We start from the raw sequence: 19951 nt of genomic DNA on the forward strand, positions 1-19951 counted from the left end.
TGCCAAGGAAGGACATGCGCGGGGCTATTCCACCTTGATGTTTGCGTCCTTGATCAGCTTGCGCCATCGCGCTTCCTCGTCCTGAACATAGCGATCGAGCTTTTCGGGGGAGCCGCCGACCATGATCAGGCCTTCGTTGCTCTCAAGCCGCTTGAAAGCGGCGGACTGAATGGCCCTGGCGACGGCCTTGTTCAGACGCTCGATGATCGGCGCAGGCGTCTTGGCCGGCGCGTACAATCCGTACCAGCTCTCAGCAGCGTAGCCTGGCAGCCCGCCTTCGGCGACCGTCGGCAAATCGGGGAACGCGGGCGAGCGCTCGGCAGTCGTGACAGCCAGTGCCCGGAGCTGTCCACCTCCGACAAGCGAGGCTGCGCTTGCCACCGTGGTGAAGATGACATCGATCTGGCCGCCCAGGAGATCGGTGATTGCCGGCGCAGCGCCCCTGTAGGCCACCGTTGTCAGGTTCACATTCGCCATCGCTTTGAACAGTTCTCCCGCCAAATGGGCCGAAGTTCCCGTCCCGAACGTGCCGTAGTTGAGCTTCCCGGGGTTAGCCTTGGCTTCAGCGATCAGGTCGGGAATCGATTTGATCTTCGATGCCGGATTCACAACGACGATGTTGAGGGATCGCGCGATCAGCGAGACGGCGGCGAAGTCCTTGTGCGGATCGAACGGAAGCTTGCTGTTCAAGCTCGGATTGACCGCATGGGCGAAGCTTGCCAGCAGCAGCGTGTAGCCATCAGGCTCGCTGGTCGCGACAGTCTGGGTCCCGATGACGGTGCCTGCACCCGGCTTGTTTTCGATGATGACCGGCTTGCCCAGGTCGGACGAAATTTCCTGAGCCAGCGTTCGAGCGATGGTGTCGGTACCGCCGCCGGAGGAGAAGGGAACGACGATCTTGATAATCTTGGCCGGGTATTCGGCCTGGACCGGCGCGGCAGCCCCCAATACCGCCATCGCCGACAAGGCGGCAAGAATGATCCGCGGGCGCCGGCGCGCTGCGGATCCTGAAAGATGGGTTACCTTGCTCTTCTGCATGCGTGCCTCCCTTTGGCTGTTGTTCGAGCATTTTGGAAAATGCGTCTGTCACGGCGGCTTCTGTGTCCGGGCCGTCCATGCAGCTAGCACGGGCAATCCCGCCTCCGCTGGCCCCATTTCCATCTAGTGGAATTGGCAGGACGGCCGTTCCTCGTCGGACGCTGCCGAACTGGCCGACGTGCGTTAGCAGCTTGCGTGCCTTCGGCTATCCCGCTTATCCATTAGACGAGCTGAGAAGGCGGCTATGGCAGGAGGGCGGCGCGCATGAACTCTGCTGGCGGCAATCGTTCGTTGCAGCGGGGCGTCGAGATCCTGCGGGCGTTCCGTCAGGGAATCGATGTGCTCGGAAACGGGGAGATCGCAGAGCGGACCGGAATTCCGCGAGCGACGGTCAGCCGGCTGACTCGCACGCTGGTCCAGGCCGGCATGCTGGACGATGTTCGCAGCGAACGCGCCTACAGGCTGGCCGCGGCAGTGATGAGCTTCGGGCACGCGATGCGCATGAGTTCGCCGATCCTCAACGCCTTGGGGCCGATGATGCGCGTTGAATCCATGCGGCGGAAGATCAATGTTGGATTGGCCACCGCGGACCGCTCGATGATGGTCTATCTGGAATCCGTCCGATTCAACCCGCGCGTTGTTCTGCGCAATGTCGTTGCGGGGCAGCAGGTGCCGATGGAATTAACCTCGCTCGGGCGCGCCTATCTGGCGGGGATAACCGAACAAGAAAGAGCCAAACTGTTTGCAGGCTTCACGCGGCGCGGTGCCGGCGCAACGCAGAATTTGCTCGCCGAAGTGCAGAGATCGATCCGCTCTGTCAAGCGCGATGGCTATTGCGCCGTCTCGTGGCAGCGCGGCGTTCTGGCTGTTGCGACACCGATCATCGTCAAGGGTCTCCCGGTGTACGCGCTCAATATGAGCACGCAGAATGTGCAACCCACCTCACGGCTGTCTGCCGAGATGGGGGCCTACCTCCTGGCGTTTGCAAAGAGGTGCAATGAGGCACTCGCCGGCAAATAACAGTGTTGCGCGTTCAAGACCCACTTACCGATGGTCTGCCATGCCGAAAACGTTATTTGTGCAGCGCACCAAAATCCATAGGGTGCCGCCTTCAAAAGGATTTTTTTGTTGTCCGACACCAGTGCCGATGCCTTGGCCGCTTCAGGCCACCGCCCGATGGGCTTCCCCGAATTCGTGATCGTAATCGCCTCCATCATGGCGCTCAATCCGCTCGCGATGGACATGATGCTGCCGGCGCTGCCGAACATCGCGTCCGCCTTCGAGATCACGTCAGCCAACCGGCCGCAGATGGTGTTGTCGATCTTCCTGGTTGGCTTCGGCGTCGGCCAGTTCGTGATGGGCCCGCTGTCCGACCGGTTCGGGCGGCGGCCGGTCCTGCTCGGCGGCATGGCCGTCTATTGTATCGCCAGCCTGCTTGCGATCGCGGCACCTTCCTTTGAAACCTTGCTGCTGGCGCGCGCGCTGCAAGGCGTCTGCACCTCGGCCACGCGGGTGATCGCGACCTCGATCGTTCGCGACTGCTACGCCGGCCGGCGCATGGCGAGCGTGATGTCGCTGGCGATGATGGTGTTCATTGCCGTGCCTGTCATCGCCCCGGCATTCGGCCAGGCCGTGCTGATGCTGACGCAATGGCGCGGCATCTTCATCGTGCTGATGCTGTACGGCGTAGTGGCGCTGGTCTGGAGCGCATTGCGCATGCCGGAGACGCTGCCTGTCGCCAACCGCAGGTCGCTCGCGCTTCGCGCGGTGTTCGATGCGTTCCGCCAGACCGTGACCCATCGCCAGACGCTGGGTTATGCGCTGGCGGCCGGCGGCGTATTGGGCTCGCTGTTCGCCTTCGTCTTCATCTCGCAGCAGGTGTTCACCGGCATCTACCAGCTCGGGCATTATTTTCCGGTTGCGTTTGCCGGCGTCGCCGTCGGCAACCGCGATCGCAGGCTTCGTCAATTCCCGCCTCGTCGGCCGCCTCGGCATGCGCGTGCTCTCCCACGGCGCGCTGATCGGCTTCGTGGTCATCGCCGCAACCATGCTGGTGGCGGCGAAACTGCAGATGCTGCCCTTGCCGCTGTTCATGGTGCTCTCGGTATCGATGATGTTCGCGTTCGGCTTGATGATCGCCAATTTCACCGCGCTCGCCATGGAGCCGCAGGGCCATATCGCCGGCACCGCCGCCTCGCTGTACGGCTCGATCACCACGCTGCTCGCCATCGGCATCGGCGCCACCATCGGCCAGGATTACGACGGCACGCTGGTGCCGTTCGCGACCGGCTTCCTGCTCTGCACGCTGGCCGCGCTCGGCGTGGTGCTGGTCGTGGAGAAAGGCCGGCTGTTCCAGCCGCATGGCATGAAGCTGTGATGGGCATGGCAGATGCCTGCCCCGGCGCTGGCGCCGTTTGGCGAAGCTGATAACAATTGCTCACATCGCCCTTTGAGATCGGGAACCGGAAGATGGATAATCGCAGTAACATCTGGCGTGGCGTCGACACCATCAAGCCGCGCTTCGTCGACTTGAGCGACCGCGTCTGGGCGATGCCCGAGGTCTGCTACACCGAGGCGCGCTCGTCCGCCGAACATCTGGCCGAGCTGCGCCACCAGGGTTTCCGCATCACCGAGCAGGTCGCAGGCATTCCGACCGCGGTGATGGGCGAATGGGGCGAAGGCGGGCCCGTGATCGCTTTTCTCGGCGAATATGACGCCCTGCCCGGTCTCAGCCAGGAGGCCGGCGTGGCCGAACCTCGCCCGCTGGAGGCCGGCGGCCATGGCCATGGTTGCGGCCACAATCTGCTCGGTTCCGCCGCCCTGCTCGCGGCCACGGCCGTGAAGGATTGGCTCGCCGAACACAAAGCGCCGGGGCGCGTGCGCTATTACGGCTGCCCCGCGGAAGAAGGCGGCGCGGCAAAGGCCTTCATGGTGCGCGATGGCGCCTTCGACGACGCCGACATCGCGATCACCTGGCACCCGTCGAGCTTCTGGGAAGTCGTGGTGACGCCCTCGCTCGCCAATACGCGCGCAGATTTCATCTTCACCGGGCGCACCTCGCATGCCGCGGCCTCGCCGCATCTCGGCCGCAGCGCGCTGGATGCGGTCGAGCTGATGAATGTCGGCGTCAATTACATGCGCGAGCACATGCCGAGCGACGCCCGCGTCCATTACGCCCTGCTCGACACCGGCGGCATTGCCCCCAACGTGGTGCAGGCCCATGCGCGCGTGCGCTATTCAATCCGCGATCGCGACCTGCCCGGCATGAACGAACTGGTGGAGCGCGTCCACAAGATCGCGCAGGGCGCGGCATTGATGACCGAAACCAAGGTGGAGATGAAAATCATTTCCGCCGTCTCCAATCTGTTGCCGAACACCCCGCTCGAGGCGGCGCTTCATCGCATCATGGAGGAACTCGGCCCGCCGCATTTCGATGACACCGACAAGGATTTCGCCGCAAAAATCCGCTCCACGCTGACGGACAAGGATATCGCGTCCGTCTATCACTCGATCGGCATGGAGCCGACCGACCGGCCGCTGGCCGATTTCATCGTGCCGCTTAACGCCAAGCGTAATCCGCAAATCGGCTCGACCGATGTGGGCGACGTGAGCTGGGTCGTGCCGACCGTTCAGGTCCATGCCCCGACGGTCGCGATCGGCACCCCGTTCCATACCTGGCAGGTGGTGGCGCAGGGCAAGAGCCCGCACGCCCACAAGGCCATGGTTCAGGCCGCCAAGGCGATGGCAGGGCTCGGCGTCAGGGCGCTGACGGAACCGGACCTGATCGCCGCCGCCAAGGCCGACCTGAACAAGCGCACCACCCGGACGCCCTATGTCAGTCCGCTGCCGGACAGCGTCGCGCCGCCGCTGGATATGTCGCTGACCTGACCGGGTCCGGCGAACAAATTTTTTGCAGTGCAGAGCACGATTCCGCGCGCTTTGGCGCCGGATTGCTGAAGCTATGTGCGGCGCAGCGCGTTTCTGCCCAAGCAAAAATCACAGGCCCCTTCCCTCCTGCCGATTGTCGACAGCCAGCCGTTGACGTTCGGGCCATTTGATGTGCCATCTTACCCGGGGACACCTGACGCTGCCGCCCGGCGGCGCGCCGTACAACGCCAAAACCAGACACGGGGACAACGATGCTGGACAACGAACTGCGAACCATGATCGACGAAGTAAAGGACGGCCGCATGGACCGCCGCGGCTTCGTTCAGCGGATGCTTGCGTTCGGTCTCACCGCGCCCATGGCGACGCAGATTCTGGCCATCGGCGGCGTGGCCCTGGCCGAGGGCCCGTCCGTTTACAAGCCGACCAAGCGCGGTGGCGGCGGCGCGCTGAAACTTTTGTGGTGGCAGGGACCGACCCTGCTCAATCCGCATTTCGCCACCGGCACCAAGGACCAGGACGGCTCGCGCCTGTTCTATGAGCCGCTCGCCTGCTGGGATCCCGACGGCAACATGAAGCTGGTTCTGGCGGCCGAAATTCCCTCGCTCCAGAATGGCGGGCTGGCCGCCGACGGCATGTCCGTGACCTGGAAGCTCAAGCCTGGCGTCAAATGGCACGACGGCAAACCCTTCACCGCCGATGACGTGGTGTTCAACTGGGAATACGCCCGCGATCCCGCCACCGCCACCGTGACCATCGGCGTTCACCGCGACATCACCGTCGAGAAGGTCGACGATCTCACGGTCCGCATCCTCTTCAAGAAGCCGACGCCGTTCTGGGCCGATGCCTTTGTCGGCGCTCCCCAAAGCATCATCCCCAAGCATCTGTTCGCGGAATATAAAGGCGCCAAGTCGCGCGAGGCCCCGAACAACCTCTCCCCCGTCGGCACCGGTCCCTACAAATTCGTCGAGTTCAAGCCGGGCGATGTCATCCGCGGCGAACTCAATCCTGACTACCATATGCCGAACCGCCCCCACTTCGACACCATCGAAATGAAGGGCGGCGGCGATGCCATCTCGGCCGCGCGCGCCGTTATTCAAACGGGCGAATATGATTTCGGCTGGAACATCCAGGTGGAAGACGACGTCCTGCTGCGTCTGGAAAAGGGCGGCAAGGGCAAGACCGTGTATGCGGTCGGTGGCGACACCGAATTCATCGCGCTGAACTTCACCGATCCCAATACCGAGGTCGACGGCGAACGCTCCTCGATCAAGACCAAGCATCCGCTGTTCTCCGATCCGGCGGTGCGCAAGGCGCTCTCCATGCTGGTCGACCGAGAGGCCGTCAAGAAGGTCATCTACGGCCGCGCCGGACGCGTCACGCCCAATTTCCTCAACGGCCCCGAGAAGTTCGTTTCCAAGAACACGACCTGGGAATTCAGCATCGAGAAGGCGTCCAAGCTGCTGGACGACGCCGGCTGGAAGGTCGGCACCGACGGCATCCGCGAGAAGGACGGCAAGAAGCTGAAGCTTCTGTACCAGACCGCGATCAACGGCCCGCGCCAGAAGACCCAGGCCATCGTCAAGCAGGCCTGCCAGAAGGCCGGCATCGACGTCGAGCTGAAATCGGTGGTCGCCTCGGTGTTCTTCTCCTCCGACGTCGCCAATCCCGACACCTACGCCAAGTTCTACGCCGACCTCGAGATGTTCCAGATCCCGATGAGCCAGCCGGATCCGGCCCAGCACATGCGCCGCTATCATTCGCGCAACGTCGCCACCAAGGAAAACAAGTGGCAGGGCGTGAACTTCCCGCGCTGGGTCAACAAGGACTACGACGCGACGATCGATGCCGCCGAGGCCGAGACTGACCTGGTGAAACGTGCCGCGCTCTATATCAAGGCCAACGACATCATGATGCAGGACACCGTTTTCATTCCGGTGATGCACCGCCTGAAAGTGGAAGCCTGCTCCAACGCGCTGCGCCCGGTGGTCAGCGGCTGGGCCAACGAAACCGACAACCTGTTCGACTGGTACCGGGAGGCGACGGGATAAGCGCGACGGGATTTTTCCCTCATGAGCCAGTATGTGCTGCGTCGTCTCCTGATCGCGGTGCCGAGCCTGTTCGGCATCTCGCTTGTGCTGTTCATCGTGCTGGCGCTGGCGCCCGGCGATCCCTTCAGTGAACTCGCGACCAATCCCAACGTGCCGCCCGAAGTAGCCGCGGCGCTTCGGACCAAGTTCGGCCTCGACGACCCGATCCATCTGCGTTACCTGCACTGGATCACGGCCATGCTGCAGGGCGACTGGGGCTTTTCCTTTGTCAGCCGGATGAACGTCGACACGTTGATCCTGCAGCGCCTGCCGACGACGCTCTATGTGATCGGCTCGGCGCAACTGCTTGCGCTCGCGATTGCGATCCCCGTCGGGGTCTATGCCGCGACGCGGCCCTATTCGATCTTCGACCAGATCGCGAACACGCTCGCCTTTATCGGCTTTTCGCTGCCGACCTTCTTCACCGGCCTGCTGTTCATCCTGCTCTTTTCGATCACGCTGGACTGGCTGCCTTTCGTCTACACCTCCGACATCAAGGCGACCGGCTTCCGCTGGGTGATCGAACAGGTTCGGCAGGCCATCATGCCGGTGATGGTGCTCGGGCTGTTTCAGGCCGCCTCAATGACGCGCTTCGTGCGCTCTGCCATGCTGGACGTGATCCGCCTCGATTACGTCACCACCGCCCGCGCCAAGGGCCTCGGGCAGGCCCGGGTGATCGTCAAGCACGCGATGCGCAACGCCATGATCCCGGTCGTCACGCTGGTCGCGCTGCAGATGCCCGCCGTGTTCGGCGGCGCCATCGTCACCGAGCAGATTTTTCGCATTCCGGGCATCGGCTCGCTCCTGATCTCCTCCATTCTCTCCAACGACACGCCGGTCGTGATGGCCGTGACGTTCGTCTTCGCCTGTCTTGTCGTGCTCTTCAACCTGATCGCGGATGTCCTTTATGGCTGGCTTGACCCTCGCATCTCCCTCCGTTGAGCGGCGGCCGGCCTGGTCGCCCTGGCGCGAGACCTGGCGGCGCTATCGCCGCCACAAGCTCGCCGTGGTCAGCGCGGTCCTGCTGATCGTCCTGATTCTGGCGGTGGTGTTCGGCCCGTTCGTCTGGCGCGTCAGCATCAACGACATCGATTTCAACGCCCGCCTTGAAGGCCCCTCGCTCGCCCATCCGTTCGGCACCGACGATCTCGGACAGGATATCCTCGCCCGCATGATCTACGGCGGACGCATCTCGCTCGCGGTCGGCCTCGCCGCGATGGCGGTCGCCGTCATCGTCGGCACGGTGATCGGTGCGCTCGCCGGCATGTCCCGCGGCGCGCTGGGGCATGCCCTGATGTGGCTGACCGACCTCTTCCTCTCGCTGCCGCAACTGCCGCTGCTGCTGCTCCTGATCTACCTGTTCCGCGACGGACTGAAGGCCGTGTTCGGCCCCGAAGGCGGTATCTTCATCCTGATCGTGCTTGTCATCGGCGGGCTGCGCTGGATGCCGGTGGCCCGCCTGGTGCGCGCGCAATTCCTCTCGCTGCGCGAAAAGGATTTTGTCGAAGCCGCCCGCGCGCTCGGCGCCAGCCCGCTGCGGCAGGTGGTGCGCCACATCCTGCCCAACGCGCTGGGACCGGTGATCATCGCCGGCACCATCGACGTCGCCGCCGCCATCATCGCGGAATCGACCTTGTCCTTTCTCGGCCTCGGATTCCCGCCTGACACCCCGACCTGGGGCCGGCTGCTGTTCGACGCCAAGGACTTTCTCGACATCGCCGCCCATTGGGCGCTGTTTCCGGGCGGCGCGATCTTCGTTGCGGTGGTCGCCATCAACTTCATCGGCGACGGCATGCGCGACGCGCTCGATGCAAGGCGGGTGATCTGATGGCGCCGCTGCTCGAGATCAAGGGCCTGAAGACTCACTTTGCCACCGACGACGGCATGCTGCAGGCCGTCGACGGCGTCGACATCGCGCTCAACAAGGGCGAGACGCTTTGCGTGGTCGGGGAATCCGGCTGCGGCAAGACCGTCACGGCGATGTCGATCCTGAAGCTGATCGCGATGCCGCCGGGCCGCATCGTCGAAGGCCAGATCCTGTTCGAGGGCCGCGATCTCGTGCCGCTCACAAGCCACGAACTTGACGACATACGCGCCAAGCAGATCGGCTTCATCTTCCAGGAGCCGATGACCTCGCTCAACCCGGTGCTGTCGATCGGCGAGCAGATCGCCGAGAGCCTGCGCCGCCATGAGGGCCTCTCGAAAAAGGAGGCGCTCGCCCGCACCATAGAGATGCTGAAGCTGGTGCAGATTCCCAATGCGGAAGGCCGCGTGCATGATTATCCGCACCAGTTCTCGGGCGGCATGCGCCAGCGCGTCATGATCGCGATGGCGCTGGCCTGCAAGCCAAAACTCGTCATCGCCGACGAGCCGACCACCGCGCTCGACGTCACCATCCAGGCGCAGATCCTCGATTTGTTGCAGGACATGAAGGAACGCTTCGGCATGGCGGTCATGCTGATCACCCACGCCATGGGCGTGGTCGCCGAGACTGCGCAGCGCGTCGTCGTCATGTATGCCGGCAAGGTGGTGGAAGAGGCCGATGTCGACAGCCTGTTCGAAAGCCCGCGGCATCCCTACACGCAGGGCCTTATCCGCTCGATCCCGCGCATCGATCTCGACAGCGCGCACAAGACCCGGCTGGAAGCGATCGGCGGCTCGGTGCCGATGCTGATCAATCCCGCCCCCGGTTGCCGCTTTGCGCCGCGCTGCCGCTACGCCTTCGGTCGTTGCTCCGAAACGGAACCGGTTCTGCGCGAGGTCGCACCGGGCCATCGCATGGCCTGCCACCTCGAACAGACGCAGGGAGCGAGCTCATGAGCGAACCCCTGCTGCAAGTCACCGACCTGAAGAAGCATTTTTCCGTCAAGGGCGGACTCCTTTCGCGCGAGGTCGGACGCGTTCACGCGGTGGACGGCGTGTCGTTTGCGGTCAATCGCGGCGAAACGCTCGGACTGGTCGGCGAGTCCGGTTGCGGCAAGTCCACTACGGCGCGCTGCGTGCTGCGCCTCGTTGAGCCCAGCGAAGGCGAGATCGTCTTTGACGGACGCGACGTGCGCGGCCTTTCCGGCGGCGACCTGCGCGCCATGCGGCGCAACATGCAGATCGTGTTCCAGGACCCGTTTGCCTCGCTCAATCCGCGCATGACCGTCGCTGCGATCCTCGGCGAAGCCTTCACCATCCACGAGCTCACCTCCTCGGCCAGCGAACGGGACGACCGCGTGGCGAGCCTGCTCGTCAAGGTCGGACTGAAGGCCGAGCACATGCGGCGCTACCCGCACGAATTCTCCGGCGGCCAGCGCCAGCGCATCGGGATTGCGCGCGCGCTCGCGGTGGAGCCGAAGTTCATCGTCTGCGACGAGCCGGTTTCGGCGCTCGACGTCTCGATTCAGGCGCAGGTGATCAACCTGCTGGAAGATCTGCAGGCCGAACTCAACCTCACCTATCTTTTCGTCGCCCACGATCTCTCGGTGGTGGAGCATATTTCCGACCGCGTCGCGGTGATGTATCTCGGCCGCATCGTCGAGCTGGCGAGCGCGCGCGATCTCTATCGCCATCCGCAGCATCCCTATACCCAGGCGCTGCTCTCCGCCGTGCCGGTGCCGGACCCGAAGGTGAAGCGCAAGCGGATCCGCCTGCAAGGCGATGTGCCGAGCCCGATGAACCCGCCGCGCGGCTGTCATTTCCACACCCGCTGCCCGATCGCCGAGCCGCGCTGCCGCGAAAGCGCACCCGAACTGAAGCAAGGCAGCGACGGGCATTTCGTGGCTTGCCATCTGGCCTGACGGGTACTGGCCGAGTAGGCCACCGTTTTTTTGAATCAGGCCACTGTCGGGTTCCTTACAGACATCGGCTGGAATCAGATTTACCTCGGGCACATGCCGGGTCGGCATGGGGATCGGCGCGCCCCGGCATAGAACGACCCCAGTGGACCCCAGCCCCCGAAGCTGGGGTCGTTTCTTTTGAACGACCGCTTTGAAGCGGGCCACTGTCAGCTGCGGCAGGCGGTTCGCTTTTTGTCGAAGCTTGCCGGCGGCGCCTGTACCGTCCGATCATTCGCCGCTTCCCGCGCGGGCGGCGTTCGCGTGAATTCAATCATCGAAAATGGAGCGGCCCCGCCGCGGCAGTGGTTGAACCACTCTTGCCGGGGCGGGGCCGCGATCAATTCGTTGCGCGTTAGCGCTGGTGAACGCCGTTTTTGCGAATGACGTCCGATAGCTGAGCCAAAAGCTCCCGAAGCCGGGCATTCTCTTCGATCAGCGAATGAGCTTCGTCGGCCTGGTCGTCGTGACGAAGGGCGGGCTCGTCCCCGCGAAGGGCATTCTCAAGCAGTGAAAGAGCGTCGTCGGTCGGTTCCTCAACCCAAAATGAGGGTTCTGCGCGTCGGTCTCGCTTATTAAGCTGCGGATGGTCTACTCGCATGATGATACTCCAATTTTAAAATGCGGAACGAGCCCCCAGTCTCTTTGTCGCGCGCGGAGAATGAGGTGAGTCGGCGGGCAATTTTGCGACTAAAATTGGAAGCGCGCGGAGGCGACCCCGGCGCTAAAGCGGCGTGATTGCGGCGAATCTTGAAGCGCGCGGAGGCTGGCGCTGCAGCCTGCGCGTGCGATGTGTGGCGTCTTCGAGCAGAGCATGTCCTCGGACCAGGACCGGCTCCGCGTCAGGAAAACGCATCAAAACAACAATCTAGGACGGGTTCTGATTCAATCAGAGCCGAAAAGTTTCTCTCAAAGAAACGTGGCCAGTTGATAAAGCGCGTAAAGAACTTCCAGCCCCATGAGAACGAGCGCTGCGATCATTAGATAATAACCAAAATGCATGCCGGACTTGCAACCAATGCCTCTCGCGGCCTGTGCGGAATTCGCGCCAGGCCGTAAACCAAACTCGATACGCGTCGGAAGGAACAAGCCTCCGGCGAACTATGCGTCGGCAACTAAAAATGAAAAGGCCTCCGCCGCCGCGGAAGTGACGCCTTTGTCGCGAACCTCTTCTTGACCGGAGGTTTCCAGTTCGACGCCAGCACGCCTGCTCATACACCGTGGAAAATCTTGATTCCCCACAGCACGATAACGATGGCCAACACCAGCGTAGCCGCCGTCAGTACACTTTCTAAGGAAGCGACTCTCATACTAACTCTCCGCTTCCCAGCCCCGCTAACGGTCTAGGTGATTCGTTGATTCTCCTGCAATCGCATGATCACAATGCTTTGAACGTTACCCCGCGGTTGTGTTTTACAGGTCACACATCTGGGGTTGGCGGTGCACTTCTCCGCCGCGACAGCATCGAAATGCGTCAACTGAAGCGGAAATGCCCGCCTCTTCCGACGGTTTTTCGATGGAGCAGGACTTACTCGGGCCGGCTTGCCGAAGCGTAGGAACCAGCCGGGACCATCGCACTGCGTCGCCGTTCGGCGTGAGCCGCCAGACGGTCGTACTCCTCCGCCACCTTGAGCAAACGCCCCTGGTCCTTGACGGCGTTCGCGGCTAACGCCCTTGTCAGTTCCGCGCGCTTGCGCCAGTGATCCGCATTGGTCAGGAAATCGGTCATCGATACGCCCCAAAATAAGATGGTTTGCTCCCCAGCCGCGCGGACGTCAGAATGGTTCGCGATACGTCAAAAATTTGGCCTAATTCGATCTGCCGTGTGAATCAAAGGACGTGTGGCTTTCCGGCGAGCCTCATCCTTGTTCCCTTTCCGACGCAAATTCGCCCTCGACTCAATGGAAAGCTTGTCGTCGAACCGACGACCGGGCCACCTTGTGAACAGGAATGTGTCATGAGTATCGAATATCCGCCGCAAGACAAACAAGCCCGCCGCGATTCATTTCGAAATGTCGGACATGCCGACAATGTCGTGCCGCTGCGTGAAGGCAATGACGTGCGTCAGGCAAATGAAGCACTGCTGCAGAGCGACGAACTTCTCACCGCCCTGGCGCCCCTGCTCGACGAAGTCGACGGACTTCGGGGTGATGACGCGCAGCATCAGAAAACCGATAATGTCGGGGTGCTGCTCGAAGAGAATGCCCGGCTGCGAAAGCTGGCGGTCAAGCTGTCAAACCTGCTTGGCGACCTTCCCGAACGGAGCACGTAAGGTCGAAACCGCCGCGATTGACGCGGCGCGGCCAAAGCAAAGGCAAGCGCGCCTCGGTGCGGAGGATTTCGGCGCGAGGATTTTCACTCTGCCGAGATGGATCGCCGATCACGGCCGCCGCGCCAGCTCGCCGGTGAGAACGGCAGCTCCGAGCATTGCGAAGCGAGCTTTGACGCCGCGGAACTGCCCGGAGCGGAACTGCCCGGAGAACGGTTCTTCAATGCAGACGCCGGTTCATTCCGGCCCGGCGTGGCGCGGGATGATCCTGCGGACGCCGGCCGTGCGGCTGATGACGTTGCCTTCAAGCCGAATTGTCTGGGCATCCAAGCCTCCATCCATGAACACCCTGCTGACGCCGAGTGTCGTTCCCAAGTGCAACCTAAGACGAATCTGCGGCTCAATCATTAAGCTTGTCTTGTTGCCCACAGCGCACAGGGGAAGCTTGCGCCTGATTTCCTGATTTGGAAACGGGAACCGTTGGCTCACCGTATTCGTACGTGACCTTTATTTGTACGTGACATTTGGGCCGTGCGCAGGTTTCAAACATCCGTCAACGGAAACTACCCCCAATTCGCGCCCCTGCATACTCAGGTAGAGAATGCACTCGGCATGGAACGGTGAGATGGGTTCTCAAGTCTCCTGCGCTGGTGCGTCGACCACCACCGGGCAATCGCTTCATCAAGATCATCCCAGATCGTGGTGGGAAGATCGGACACCGCGATGCGGATGCTATAGCGATCAGTCGTGGGATTATGGAACCATTCTGCTCCTGCAAAATCAAACCCGAAACTCCCTGCGTGCTGGATTGGCAAACCCGTCCGGGCGAGATCGTTGCTCATTTCCGCAGCCGTCCGTCTCGCCGTTGCCTCATCAAGCGGCTGCTGGCTGCCGATCGTGACGTAGAGGCCGTGAACGAAATGGAGTTCGGCCGTCAAGCCTGGGAGAGCGGTCGCAAAATACCGGCTGGCGCGACGGCTGTTGCGCAAAATGGCCGCGATTCGTTTGTTCGTCAGCTCGCGATATAACGGTGCACCGATGTAGGGAGGGAAATGCGCTGGCAGCGCCGCGCCGCCCAATAGCCGAACAGCATTTCGCGTTTCGACCGGAAGTTCTCTGAGCTTCGATCCGCGGGGTACATTCCTTTCCCAATTAACGAAAGTCACGGAGCCCAGTCGACCGTACTCTGCCCCGAGCGAATCCAGCTTCGTATGGCTACGCACCATGACAACAGGGATAGCCAATTCACGAGCACGTCCCAACACCCACCGGATGCGCCCTGACGCGCTGGAGAAGCAGGTGGTATCGAAGATCAAGAGATCAGGCGCCGATTTCGTGGACTGAAGCCCGGCATCAAACGCGGAAGCGGATGCGGAGGAGTCCAGTAACATTATCCGCGATGAAGCCGATCTCCGAGCGGCGCCCTCTTCCAAGGGGCGCTTCAGCGCAATCATCCGCAAACGATCGGCATAGCCTTCGATGAACTCCTGCGTCTCACCATAGGCACCAGGCAGGACCACAATGTCCGCCCTTCCGGTCACCCGGGCAGACGCCAACAGCAGAGCCGAGATCGCGGCCATGCCGGAAGCCGTATAGATGGTATCGATCGCGCCGCACTCGCGTTCGTAGAAAGAGGGGCCGCGCACATCGAGATCGGCGCGCTGGTAGTCGTATCGAAATTCGAAGGGGCCGATGCGCTGTTGGCCGGGATGTGCCCAAGCCGTCTCGGTGACGTTCCAGTCATGCAGGGCGTGCTCTGCCTTAAGGGCAGCGGTGAGCTGAAACTTGTGCCGAATGACTTCGCTGACCGACCGCGGGCAGGTCAACGGCAAGGGGTGTCTCAGGCAGTCATTGATCAGCCTGAGTTCCTGGTACTTCCGATCTAGATATGCCTGGACGCTCTCCACGTAAATTCCGCCGATTGGGTGCCTGATCTAACGTTTCAAGGCCGCATCGGGTTCACTTCGAATAGAGCTGGCGAGACAGAGCCGGAGTCGACGGCACGCACCTTGACGGACGTCATTGGCCGATTGGGTTTGACCGTCATCAGCGTGAGGCCCTCCCCGGCCTTAGACATCGCGCGCAAGAGCCGATCGTCTTTTTCCAACCAGCGGGCATTTCGAAATTGAGAGGTAGAAATCATCGTCGCCTCTGAGGCCAATGAGGCAGGACCTGCGTTAAATCCAAAAGAACCCAGCTCGCCTTTTCTGAGCACGGCCGCTGGGTGTCAGTTGAAGGGCAGGTTTTAACGCTCCCGCCTGTCACTTAGATGGTCCAGACGTTCCTGGCTGCAATGAGATTACGCAAACTTAAGGTCCGCGGTGCCGGACGTGGTGCGTTAAACGGGACCACGGTAAAGTGGACAAAAGTGGAAGGGGGGTCAAACCAACCTATCGGCGCGCCCAATTCAATATGCACGAAGAAAACTCAGGTGGAAATCAATGACAACAATCAAAACGATCGAGACTGAACTCTATCGGATCCCGCTGACGGTTACCCTCTCCGACAGCACGCATGGCGAAATCGCAGCCTTCGAACTGGTGACATGCCGCGTTCGCGATTCAGACGGGGCTGAAGGCACGGGCTACACCTACACCGTCGGGCGTAATGGCGGCGCGATTGCCGACATCCTCAAGCGGGAGATCCCTGAACTGATCGAGGGTCGGCACGCCGACGACACCGAGGCCATCTGGCATTATATCTGGTGGGGCCTGCATTATGGCGGGCGCGGCGGACCGCCCGTGCTTGCGCTCTCGGCGCTCGATATCGCCCTGTGGGACCTGAAGGCGCGCCGCGCCAATCTGCCGCTGTTCCGTCTGCTCGGTGGCTTCGACGTTCGTGTGCCCTGCTACGCCGGCGGCATCGACCTCGATCTCTCTGTTGAAGCGCTTCTCAAGCAAACCGATGATAATCTTGCCAAGGGCTTTCGCGCCATCAAGATGAAGGTCGGCCGCCCCGATCTCGCATCCGACATCGCGCGCGTGCAGGCAATGCGCCAACATCTCGGTGACGGCTTTCCTCTGATGGCGGACGCCAACATGAAATGGACGGTCGAGGAAGCCATCCACGCTGCGCGCGCGTTGCAGCCCTACGACCTCACCTGGCTCGAAGAGCCGATCATTCCCGATGATATTGCCGGTCATGCCCGCATCATGGCTGCCGGCGGCGTGCCGATTGCGGCCGGCGAAAACCTGCGCTCGCTCTGGGAGTTCAAGAACTATATCGCGGCCGGCGCGGTGTCCTATCCCGAGCCCGACGTCACCAATTGCGGCGGCGTCACCGCCTTCATGAAGGTCGCGCGGCTCGCCGAAGCGTTCAATCTTCCGGTCACCAGCCACGGCGCACACGACATCACGGTCCACCTTCTCGCGGCCTGCCCAAATCGCTCCTATCTCGAAGCGCACGGATTTGGACTCGATCGTTATATCGAGCACCCGCTGGTCCTCGACCAAGGCATGGCATTGGCGCCAACGCGGCCCGGCCACGGAATCACCTTCGACTGGAAAGGATTGGCGCAGCTCGCACAATGATCGCAGTGGCTGCGCCAAGCTGAGCGGTCCTGTAGATCTCGACCTGGCTATTCGCGGGTTCCTGCGCTCTCCTCCTTCGAAGTTCTCCGGGGAAACCATCGCTGCCTCGCGCGTTGTGCGGAGAGGAAACGATAGGAGGATGGCTCATGCGACCTTCAATTCTCGCCATGACGGTGGCTTTTGGCATTGCCATCGCCGTGCCGGCACAGGCTCAGCAGTCGACGGCGCCTGGCCAACAGATGCAATCTGACAAGCAGATGCAGGAAGAAGCGGACAAAGGCATCAAGACCCGCGACTCCGGACAGTCCGGATTTGTGGGACAACAGGAAACACCAGGTGCTTCCGCGCATGCACCCGGGCATCCCAATCCGAGCAGCAGTCAGACAACGACGGGTTCGGGTGCTGCAAGTTCCGGCCGGAATTCCGGGACCAGCAGCACGCCACGCTAACGCTGAGTTCAACACGGCGCGGTACGAAAGAAGTCCGGCATCGCCGCTCCCGTTGTGGTGCGGGCGTGGCGGCATCGAAGGCTCGCGCTGTGCGCCGTCGTCCTTTGAACCAGGGCGCGTGCCCATAAATCGAGCTTGATTACTACACGATGTCCGAAATGCGCCGCCGATAGCGGACCAAATTCCGCATCGCAGCGAAACGACGCCAAGTGCGATAAACGGAAGTGAATCTGCTCTTTTGGCTGCACCGAAAGTGGCGTATTCTTCGATGAGCTGCCAACGGCACGTGCCGGAGTTCTGTAGTTGAGCGCAGCACCAGTGCCTTCGGCGGGCAAGCACTACTTATTCATTGATATTGGATTTGAGGGCGCGATTTCGCGCCTTCTATACTTCGCCAGTTTTGGAGTCATCCAGCCAAGGATAAGGCTTGGCTCCATTGCAGGGAGGAATCGATGATCGAGCAGTTCAAACGCCGCGATTTTCTGAGGGGTTGTGCGGCCATTGGGGGAGCCGTCGCCGCCGGCAGTTTCACCTGCATCGAAATCGCCAAAGCAGCCGCGATCGACGTTCCCGTGGTGGACAAACTCTCGATCCGGGTGCTGGTCGATGGAAGCCAGAATATTTTCGAGCGGCCGAGCAAGGTGGGGAACGTCTCGATCGAGCCGGCACCACGGCAGCAGGATTATCGTCGCGCACTACACAACCAGTGGGGGTTGTCTCTGTACCTGCAGTCACAGCGCGGCAACGAGCAGCGCACTATCATGCTCGACTTCGGCTATACGCCGGAAGCTCTGCTCAACAATATCGAACTGACCGGCGCTGATCCCAGCAAGATCAATGCAATGGTCGTGAGCCATGGCCACTTCGATCATTACGGCGGCCTCATCGGCTTTCTGCAGAAGTACCGCAGCGCGTTGCCCACCGATGTGAAACTCTATGCCGGCGGGGAGGACAATTTCTGCCAGCGCTATAGCGGCGCGCCCGGCGCACTTGCCGAATTTGGCGCGCTCGATCGCCGCGAGCTGGCCGCGAACAAGGTCTCAGTCGTTCTGGCGGAAAACCCGACGGTTGTCGCCGACCACGCTTTCACGACGGGCAAGATCAAGAGGTCGGGCATCGAAAGAGTGTTGCCGAACACGCACGTCGGATTTGCTGTGAAGGACGGTCTCGGCTGTAACGCGAGCCACTACCTGCCAGCGGAGATGCTGGGCAAGATCGTTCCGGACGAGCACATCCACGAGCACGCGACCTGTTTCAATGTAAAAGACCGCGGGCTCGTGGTGATCAGCTCCTGCGGTCACGTCGGCATCGTCAATTCGGTCCGGCAGGCACAGGAAGTCTCCGGCGTGCAGAAGATCCATGCTATCGTCGGTGGCTTCCATCTCGGGCCGGCACCCGAGGACTATCTCAATCAAGTTGTCGCCGAGATCAAGAAGCTCGAGCCGGACGTGATTATCCCGATGCATTGTAGCGGCGACAACTTCGCTCGCGCCGTGCGCGCGCAGCTACCGGACAAGCTTCTGGTTTCGACAACCGGCGTCCGTATGACAATGGGCGCATGAGGAACAGTCGGGTGCTTGTCGGCCCGGTCCTGGCCGCGGGACTGCTCGGTGCAGTGCCCGTGGTGCACGCGCAGAGCGAACGCAGCGCCGGCGAGCTGATGGACGCAGTGATGTGGGGCAAGGAGCCGATCGGCGGCCCCTTCACTCTCATCGATCACACCGGCAAGCTTCGTACGGACGTCGATTTCCGTGGCAAGCTGATGCTTGTCTATTTCGGGTTCAGCTCCTGTCCGGACGTCTGCCCGACCGATCTGATGGCGATCGGGCAGGCCGTCGACAAACTTGGCCCCGGCGGCGACGCGGTGCAGCCGTTGTTCGTCACTGTCGATTCCGACCGCGATACGCCTGCGCATCTCGCCGACTATGTGCCGTTCTTTCACCCGCGCCTGCTCGGCCTAACAGGCGATGCTGCGCAGATTCGCGACGCTGCGCGCTTGTATCGGGTCTTTTACGCCAAAGTCCCGATCGAAGGCGCTGCAGGATACACTGTCGATCATTCGGGTTTCATCTATCTGATGGATCGCGACGGCAAGTATCTCGGGTTCTTCCCGCCGGGCACCCCCTCGGATCGGATGGCTGCGGGCATCAAGGCTCATCTCTCAGCCAAACGCTGAAGGGTCCATTGCGCGAAAAATCTAATTTGCTGAATGGATTCAGTCTGATTTGGGTCGTCCAGCCTGCTCTCCAAAAATAATTCGCTTCCCCCTCACCCCAAATCAGTGGCTATTTCCGCGCTGTCCCGTCTCGACAAGAGGGGCGTATCGCGATCGTCACGAACGCGAGGCGGGATGTGGTGGACGCTATGGCGTCGGCGCGCAAATGGAGTCGCAGGGCAAGTTTATCTTGTGAGCGAAATCCGGCGCGCAGGACGTACGGCGCTGAAGCGTACGGCAAAACCGTGTGGTCCCGACACCCGTGGCTGGTGCCAAGCTGCCGGTGGCGAATTCGATCCGACCGGATCGATTGAGCCATCAGGCCGGCAGCGATGGAGGCAAGACGAATTCGTCTCCAGGGAGAGCGCGGCATAAGCCGTCAACCCATTGCGCAGGGAATGCCGGCGTGCTCCGGCTGTACCTGTATGCTCGTGTGCGCACTTCCTTGTGCCCATTGCACACGAGACCGCGGGTGCAGCAAGCACCCGGCATTCCCTGCTCCCTCCCCAGGAGGGACAAGGTCAGGCAAACCTCGGGCTTATTGAGCCGCGAGAACGCATGTTTATGTTTCGTTTCAGGCAGGGAATCCGCGGTTGACTCGGGAACCGCCAGCAATCAGAAAAAGCCCTGAAAAATGAATGGCAAGAATAAATG

At 61.9% G+C, this 19951-nt stretch carries 17 protein-coding genes and 1 pseudogene; 14 read left to right on the forward strand and 4 right to left on the reverse strand.

Translation table 11 applies throughout. The annotated features are described in order from the left end of the window. Nucleotides 1-24: 24 nt before the first annotated feature. Entirely contained in the window at nt 25-1038 is a 1014-nt protein-coding gene (locus tag V1286_RS25590) for a Bug family tripartite tricarboxylate transporter substrate binding protein (protein WP_334484191.1), read from the reverse strand. A gap of 264 nt (nt 1039-1302) precedes the next feature. Here V1286_RS25590 and V1286_RS25595 point away from each other — a divergent pair, with 264 nt between their 5' ends. From V1286_RS25595 to V1286_RS25630, 8 genes and pseudogenes are all read left to right on the forward strand, one after another. Then, nucleotides 1303-2058 (forward strand): IclR family transcriptional regulator, encoded by a 756-nt coding sequence (locus V1286_RS25595; RefSeq protein WP_334484194.1) that lies wholly within the window; start codon nt 1303-1305, stop codon nt 2056-2058. Nucleotides 2059-2166: 108 nt separating this feature from the next. Continuing rightward, a pseudogene (locus V1286_RS25600) lies at nt 2167-3415 on the forward strand (multidrug effflux MFS transporter). 92 nt (nt 3416-3507) lie between these two features. After that, on the forward strand, nt 3508-4926 hold the full coding sequence (locus tag V1286_RS25605) for a M20 family metallopeptidase (RefSeq protein ID WP_334484196.1): 1419 nt from the start codon (nt 3508-3510) through the stop codon (nt 4924-4926). A 251-nt stretch (nt 4927-5177) separates the two neighbouring features. Further along, nucleotides 5178-6974 (forward strand): peptide ABC transporter substrate-binding protein, encoded by a 1797-nt coding sequence (locus V1286_RS25610; RefSeq protein ID WP_334484199.1) that lies wholly within the window; start codon nt 5178-5180, stop codon nt 6972-6974. 21 nt (nt 6975-6995) lie between these two features. Continuing rightward, the gene (locus tag V1286_RS25615) at nt 6996-7955 is read left to right on the forward strand and encodes an ABC transporter permease (RefSeq protein ID WP_334484202.1); all 960 of its coding nucleotides are present in this window, start codon (nt 6996-6998) and stop codon (nt 7953-7955) included. Further along, nucleotides 7921-8841, forward strand: a complete 921-nt coding sequence (locus tag V1286_RS25620) for an ABC transporter permease (protein WP_334484205.1) — start codon at nt 7921-7923, stop codon at nt 8839-8841. Before V1286_RS25615 ends, V1286_RS25620 begins: the two co-directional genes overlap by 35 nt. After that, a complete protein-coding gene (locus V1286_RS25625) occupies nt 8841-9833 on the forward strand; it encodes an ABC transporter ATP-binding protein (RefSeq protein WP_334484208.1) in 993 nt (330 codons plus the stop codon). The genes V1286_RS25620 and V1286_RS25625 overlap by 1 nt, the downstream gene beginning before the upstream one ends. Next, nucleotides 9830-10798 carry an ABC transporter ATP-binding protein gene (locus V1286_RS25630; RefSeq protein WP_334484211.1) on the forward strand — a complete coding sequence of 323 codons (969 nt, stop codon included), beginning with the start codon at nt 9830-9832 and terminating at the stop codon, nt 10796-10798. The genes V1286_RS25625 and V1286_RS25630 overlap by 4 nt, the downstream gene beginning before the upstream one ends. Nucleotides 10799-11189: 391 nt before the next feature. Here V1286_RS25630 and V1286_RS25635 read toward each other — a convergent pair whose 3' ends face one another. Together V1286_RS25635 and V1286_RS25640 are read right to left on the reverse strand one after the other, a co-directional pair. Further along, entirely contained in the window at nt 11190-11435 is a 246-nt protein-coding gene (locus V1286_RS25635) for a hypothetical protein (protein WP_108518585.1), read from the reverse strand. Between the two features lie 927 nt (nt 11436-12362). Beyond that, nucleotides 12363-12563 carry a hypothetical protein gene (locus tag V1286_RS25640; protein WP_108518582.1) on the reverse strand — a complete coding sequence of 67 codons (201 nt, stop codon included), beginning with the start codon at nt 12561-12563 and terminating at the stop codon, nt 12363-12365. A 228-nt stretch (nt 12564-12791) separates the two neighbouring features. Between V1286_RS25640 and V1286_RS25645 the strand changes: the two genes are divergently transcribed. Further along, entirely contained in the window at nt 12792-13106 is a 315-nt protein-coding gene (locus tag V1286_RS25645) for a hypothetical protein (RefSeq protein WP_108518580.1), read from the forward strand. 96 nt (nt 13107-13202) lie between these two features. Continuing rightward, nucleotides 13203-13514: a hypothetical protein gene (locus tag V1286_RS25650; RefSeq protein ID WP_334484216.1), complete on the forward strand. Its 312-nt coding sequence runs from the start codon at nt 13203-13205 to the stop codon at nt 13512-13514. A gap of 179 nt (nt 13515-13693) precedes the next feature. On the opposite strand, the gene V1286_RS25655 is transcribed toward V1286_RS25650, so the two are convergent. Continuing rightward, entirely contained in the window at nt 13694-15010 is a 1317-nt protein-coding gene (locus tag V1286_RS25655; protein WP_334484218.1) for a hypothetical protein, read from the reverse strand. A 534-nt stretch (nt 15011-15544) separates the two neighbouring features. Here V1286_RS25655 and V1286_RS25660 point away from each other — a divergent pair. The 4 genes from V1286_RS25660 to V1286_RS25675 all read left to right on the forward strand — a co-directional run bounded on the left by V1286_RS25660 (nt 15545) and on the right by V1286_RS25675 (nt 19258). Continuing rightward, nucleotides 15545-16633, forward strand: coding sequence for a mandelate racemase/muconate lactonizing enzyme family protein (locus V1286_RS25660; RefSeq protein ID WP_334484221.1), 1089 nt, complete (start codon nt 15545-15547; stop codon nt 16631-16633). Nucleotides 16634-16779: 146 nt separating this feature from the next. Beyond that, nucleotides 16780-17082, forward strand: coding sequence for a hypothetical protein (locus tag V1286_RS25665; protein WP_334484224.1), 303 nt, complete (start codon nt 16780-16782; stop codon nt 17080-17082). 452 nt (nt 17083-17534) lie between these two features. After that, on the forward strand, nt 17535-18644 hold the full coding sequence (locus tag V1286_RS25670) for an MBL fold metallo-hydrolase (protein WP_334484227.1): 1110 nt from the start codon (nt 17535-17537) through the stop codon (nt 18642-18644). After that, nucleotides 18641-19258 carry an SCO family protein gene (locus V1286_RS25675; RefSeq protein ID WP_334484230.1) on the forward strand — a complete coding sequence of 206 codons (618 nt, stop codon included), beginning with the start codon at nt 18641-18643 and terminating at the stop codon, nt 19256-19258. The genes V1286_RS25670 and V1286_RS25675 overlap by 4 nt, the downstream gene beginning before the upstream one ends. Nucleotides 19259-19951 lie beyond the last annotated feature (693 nt).

The sequence above is a fragment of the Bradyrhizobium algeriense genome (genome assembly GCF_036924595.1).
In the GTDB taxonomy this organism is placed as follows: Bacteria; Pseudomonadota; Alphaproteobacteria; order Rhizobiales; family Xanthobacteraceae; genus Bradyrhizobium; species Bradyrhizobium algeriense.

Bases quoted from the DNA above. Each gene is read 5' to 3' on its own strand.
- V1286_RS25645 (WP_108518580.1), top strand. From the start codon at position 12,792: ATGAGTATCGAATATCCGCCGCAAGACAAACAAGCCCGCCGCGATTCA.
- V1286_RS25670 (WP_334484227.1), top strand. From the start codon at position 17,535: ATGATCGAGCAGTTCAAACGCCGCGATTTTCTGAGGGGTTGTGCGGCC.
- V1286_RS25620 (WP_334484205.1), top strand. From the start codon at position 7,921: ATGGCTGGCTTGACCCTCGCATCTCCCTCCGTTGAGCGGCGGCCGGCC.
- V1286_RS25665 (WP_334484224.1), top strand. From the start codon at position 16,780: ATGCGACCTTCAATTCTCGCCATGACGGTGGCTTTTGGCATTGCCATC.
- V1286_RS25595 (WP_334484194.1), top strand. From the start codon at position 1,303: ATGAACTCTGCTGGCGGCAATCGTTCGTTGCAGCGGGGCGTCGAGATC.
- V1286_RS25635 (WP_108518585.1), bottom strand. From the start codon at position 11,435: ATGCGAGTAGACCATCCGCAGCTTAATAAGCGAGACCGACGCGCAGAA.
- V1286_RS25615 (WP_334484202.1), top strand. From the start codon at position 6,996: ATGAGCCAGTATGTGCTGCGTCGTCTCCTGATCGCGGTGCCGAGCCTG.
- V1286_RS25625 (WP_334484208.1), top strand. From the start codon at position 8,841: ATGGCGCCGCTGCTCGAGATCAAGGGCCTGAAGACTCACTTTGCCACC.
- V1286_RS25610 (WP_334484199.1), top strand. From the start codon at position 5,178: ATGCTGGACAACGAACTGCGAACCATGATCGACGAAGTAAAGGACGGC.
- V1286_RS25590 (WP_334484191.1), bottom strand. From the start codon at position 1,038: ATGCAGAAGAGCAAGGTAACCCATCTTTCAGGATCCGCAGCGCGCCGG.
- V1286_RS25630 (WP_334484211.1), top strand. From the start codon at position 9,830: ATGAGCGAACCCCTGCTGCAAGTCACCGACCTGAAGAAGCATTTTTCC.
- V1286_RS25650 (WP_334484216.1), top strand. From the start codon at position 13,203: ATGGATCGCCGATCACGGCCGCCGCGCCAGCTCGCCGGTGAGAACGGC.
- V1286_RS25640 (WP_108518582.1), bottom strand. From the start codon at position 12,563: ATGACCGATTTCCTGACCAATGCGGATCACTGGCGCAAGCGCGCGGAA.
- V1286_RS25605 (WP_334484196.1), top strand. From the start codon at position 3,508: ATGGATAATCGCAGTAACATCTGGCGTGGCGTCGACACCATCAAGCCG.
- V1286_RS25660 (WP_334484221.1), top strand. From the start codon at position 15,545: ATGACAACAATCAAAACGATCGAGACTGAACTCTATCGGATCCCGCTG.
- V1286_RS25675 (WP_334484230.1), top strand. From the start codon at position 18,641: ATGAGGAACAGTCGGGTGCTTGTCGGCCCGGTCCTGGCCGCGGGACTG.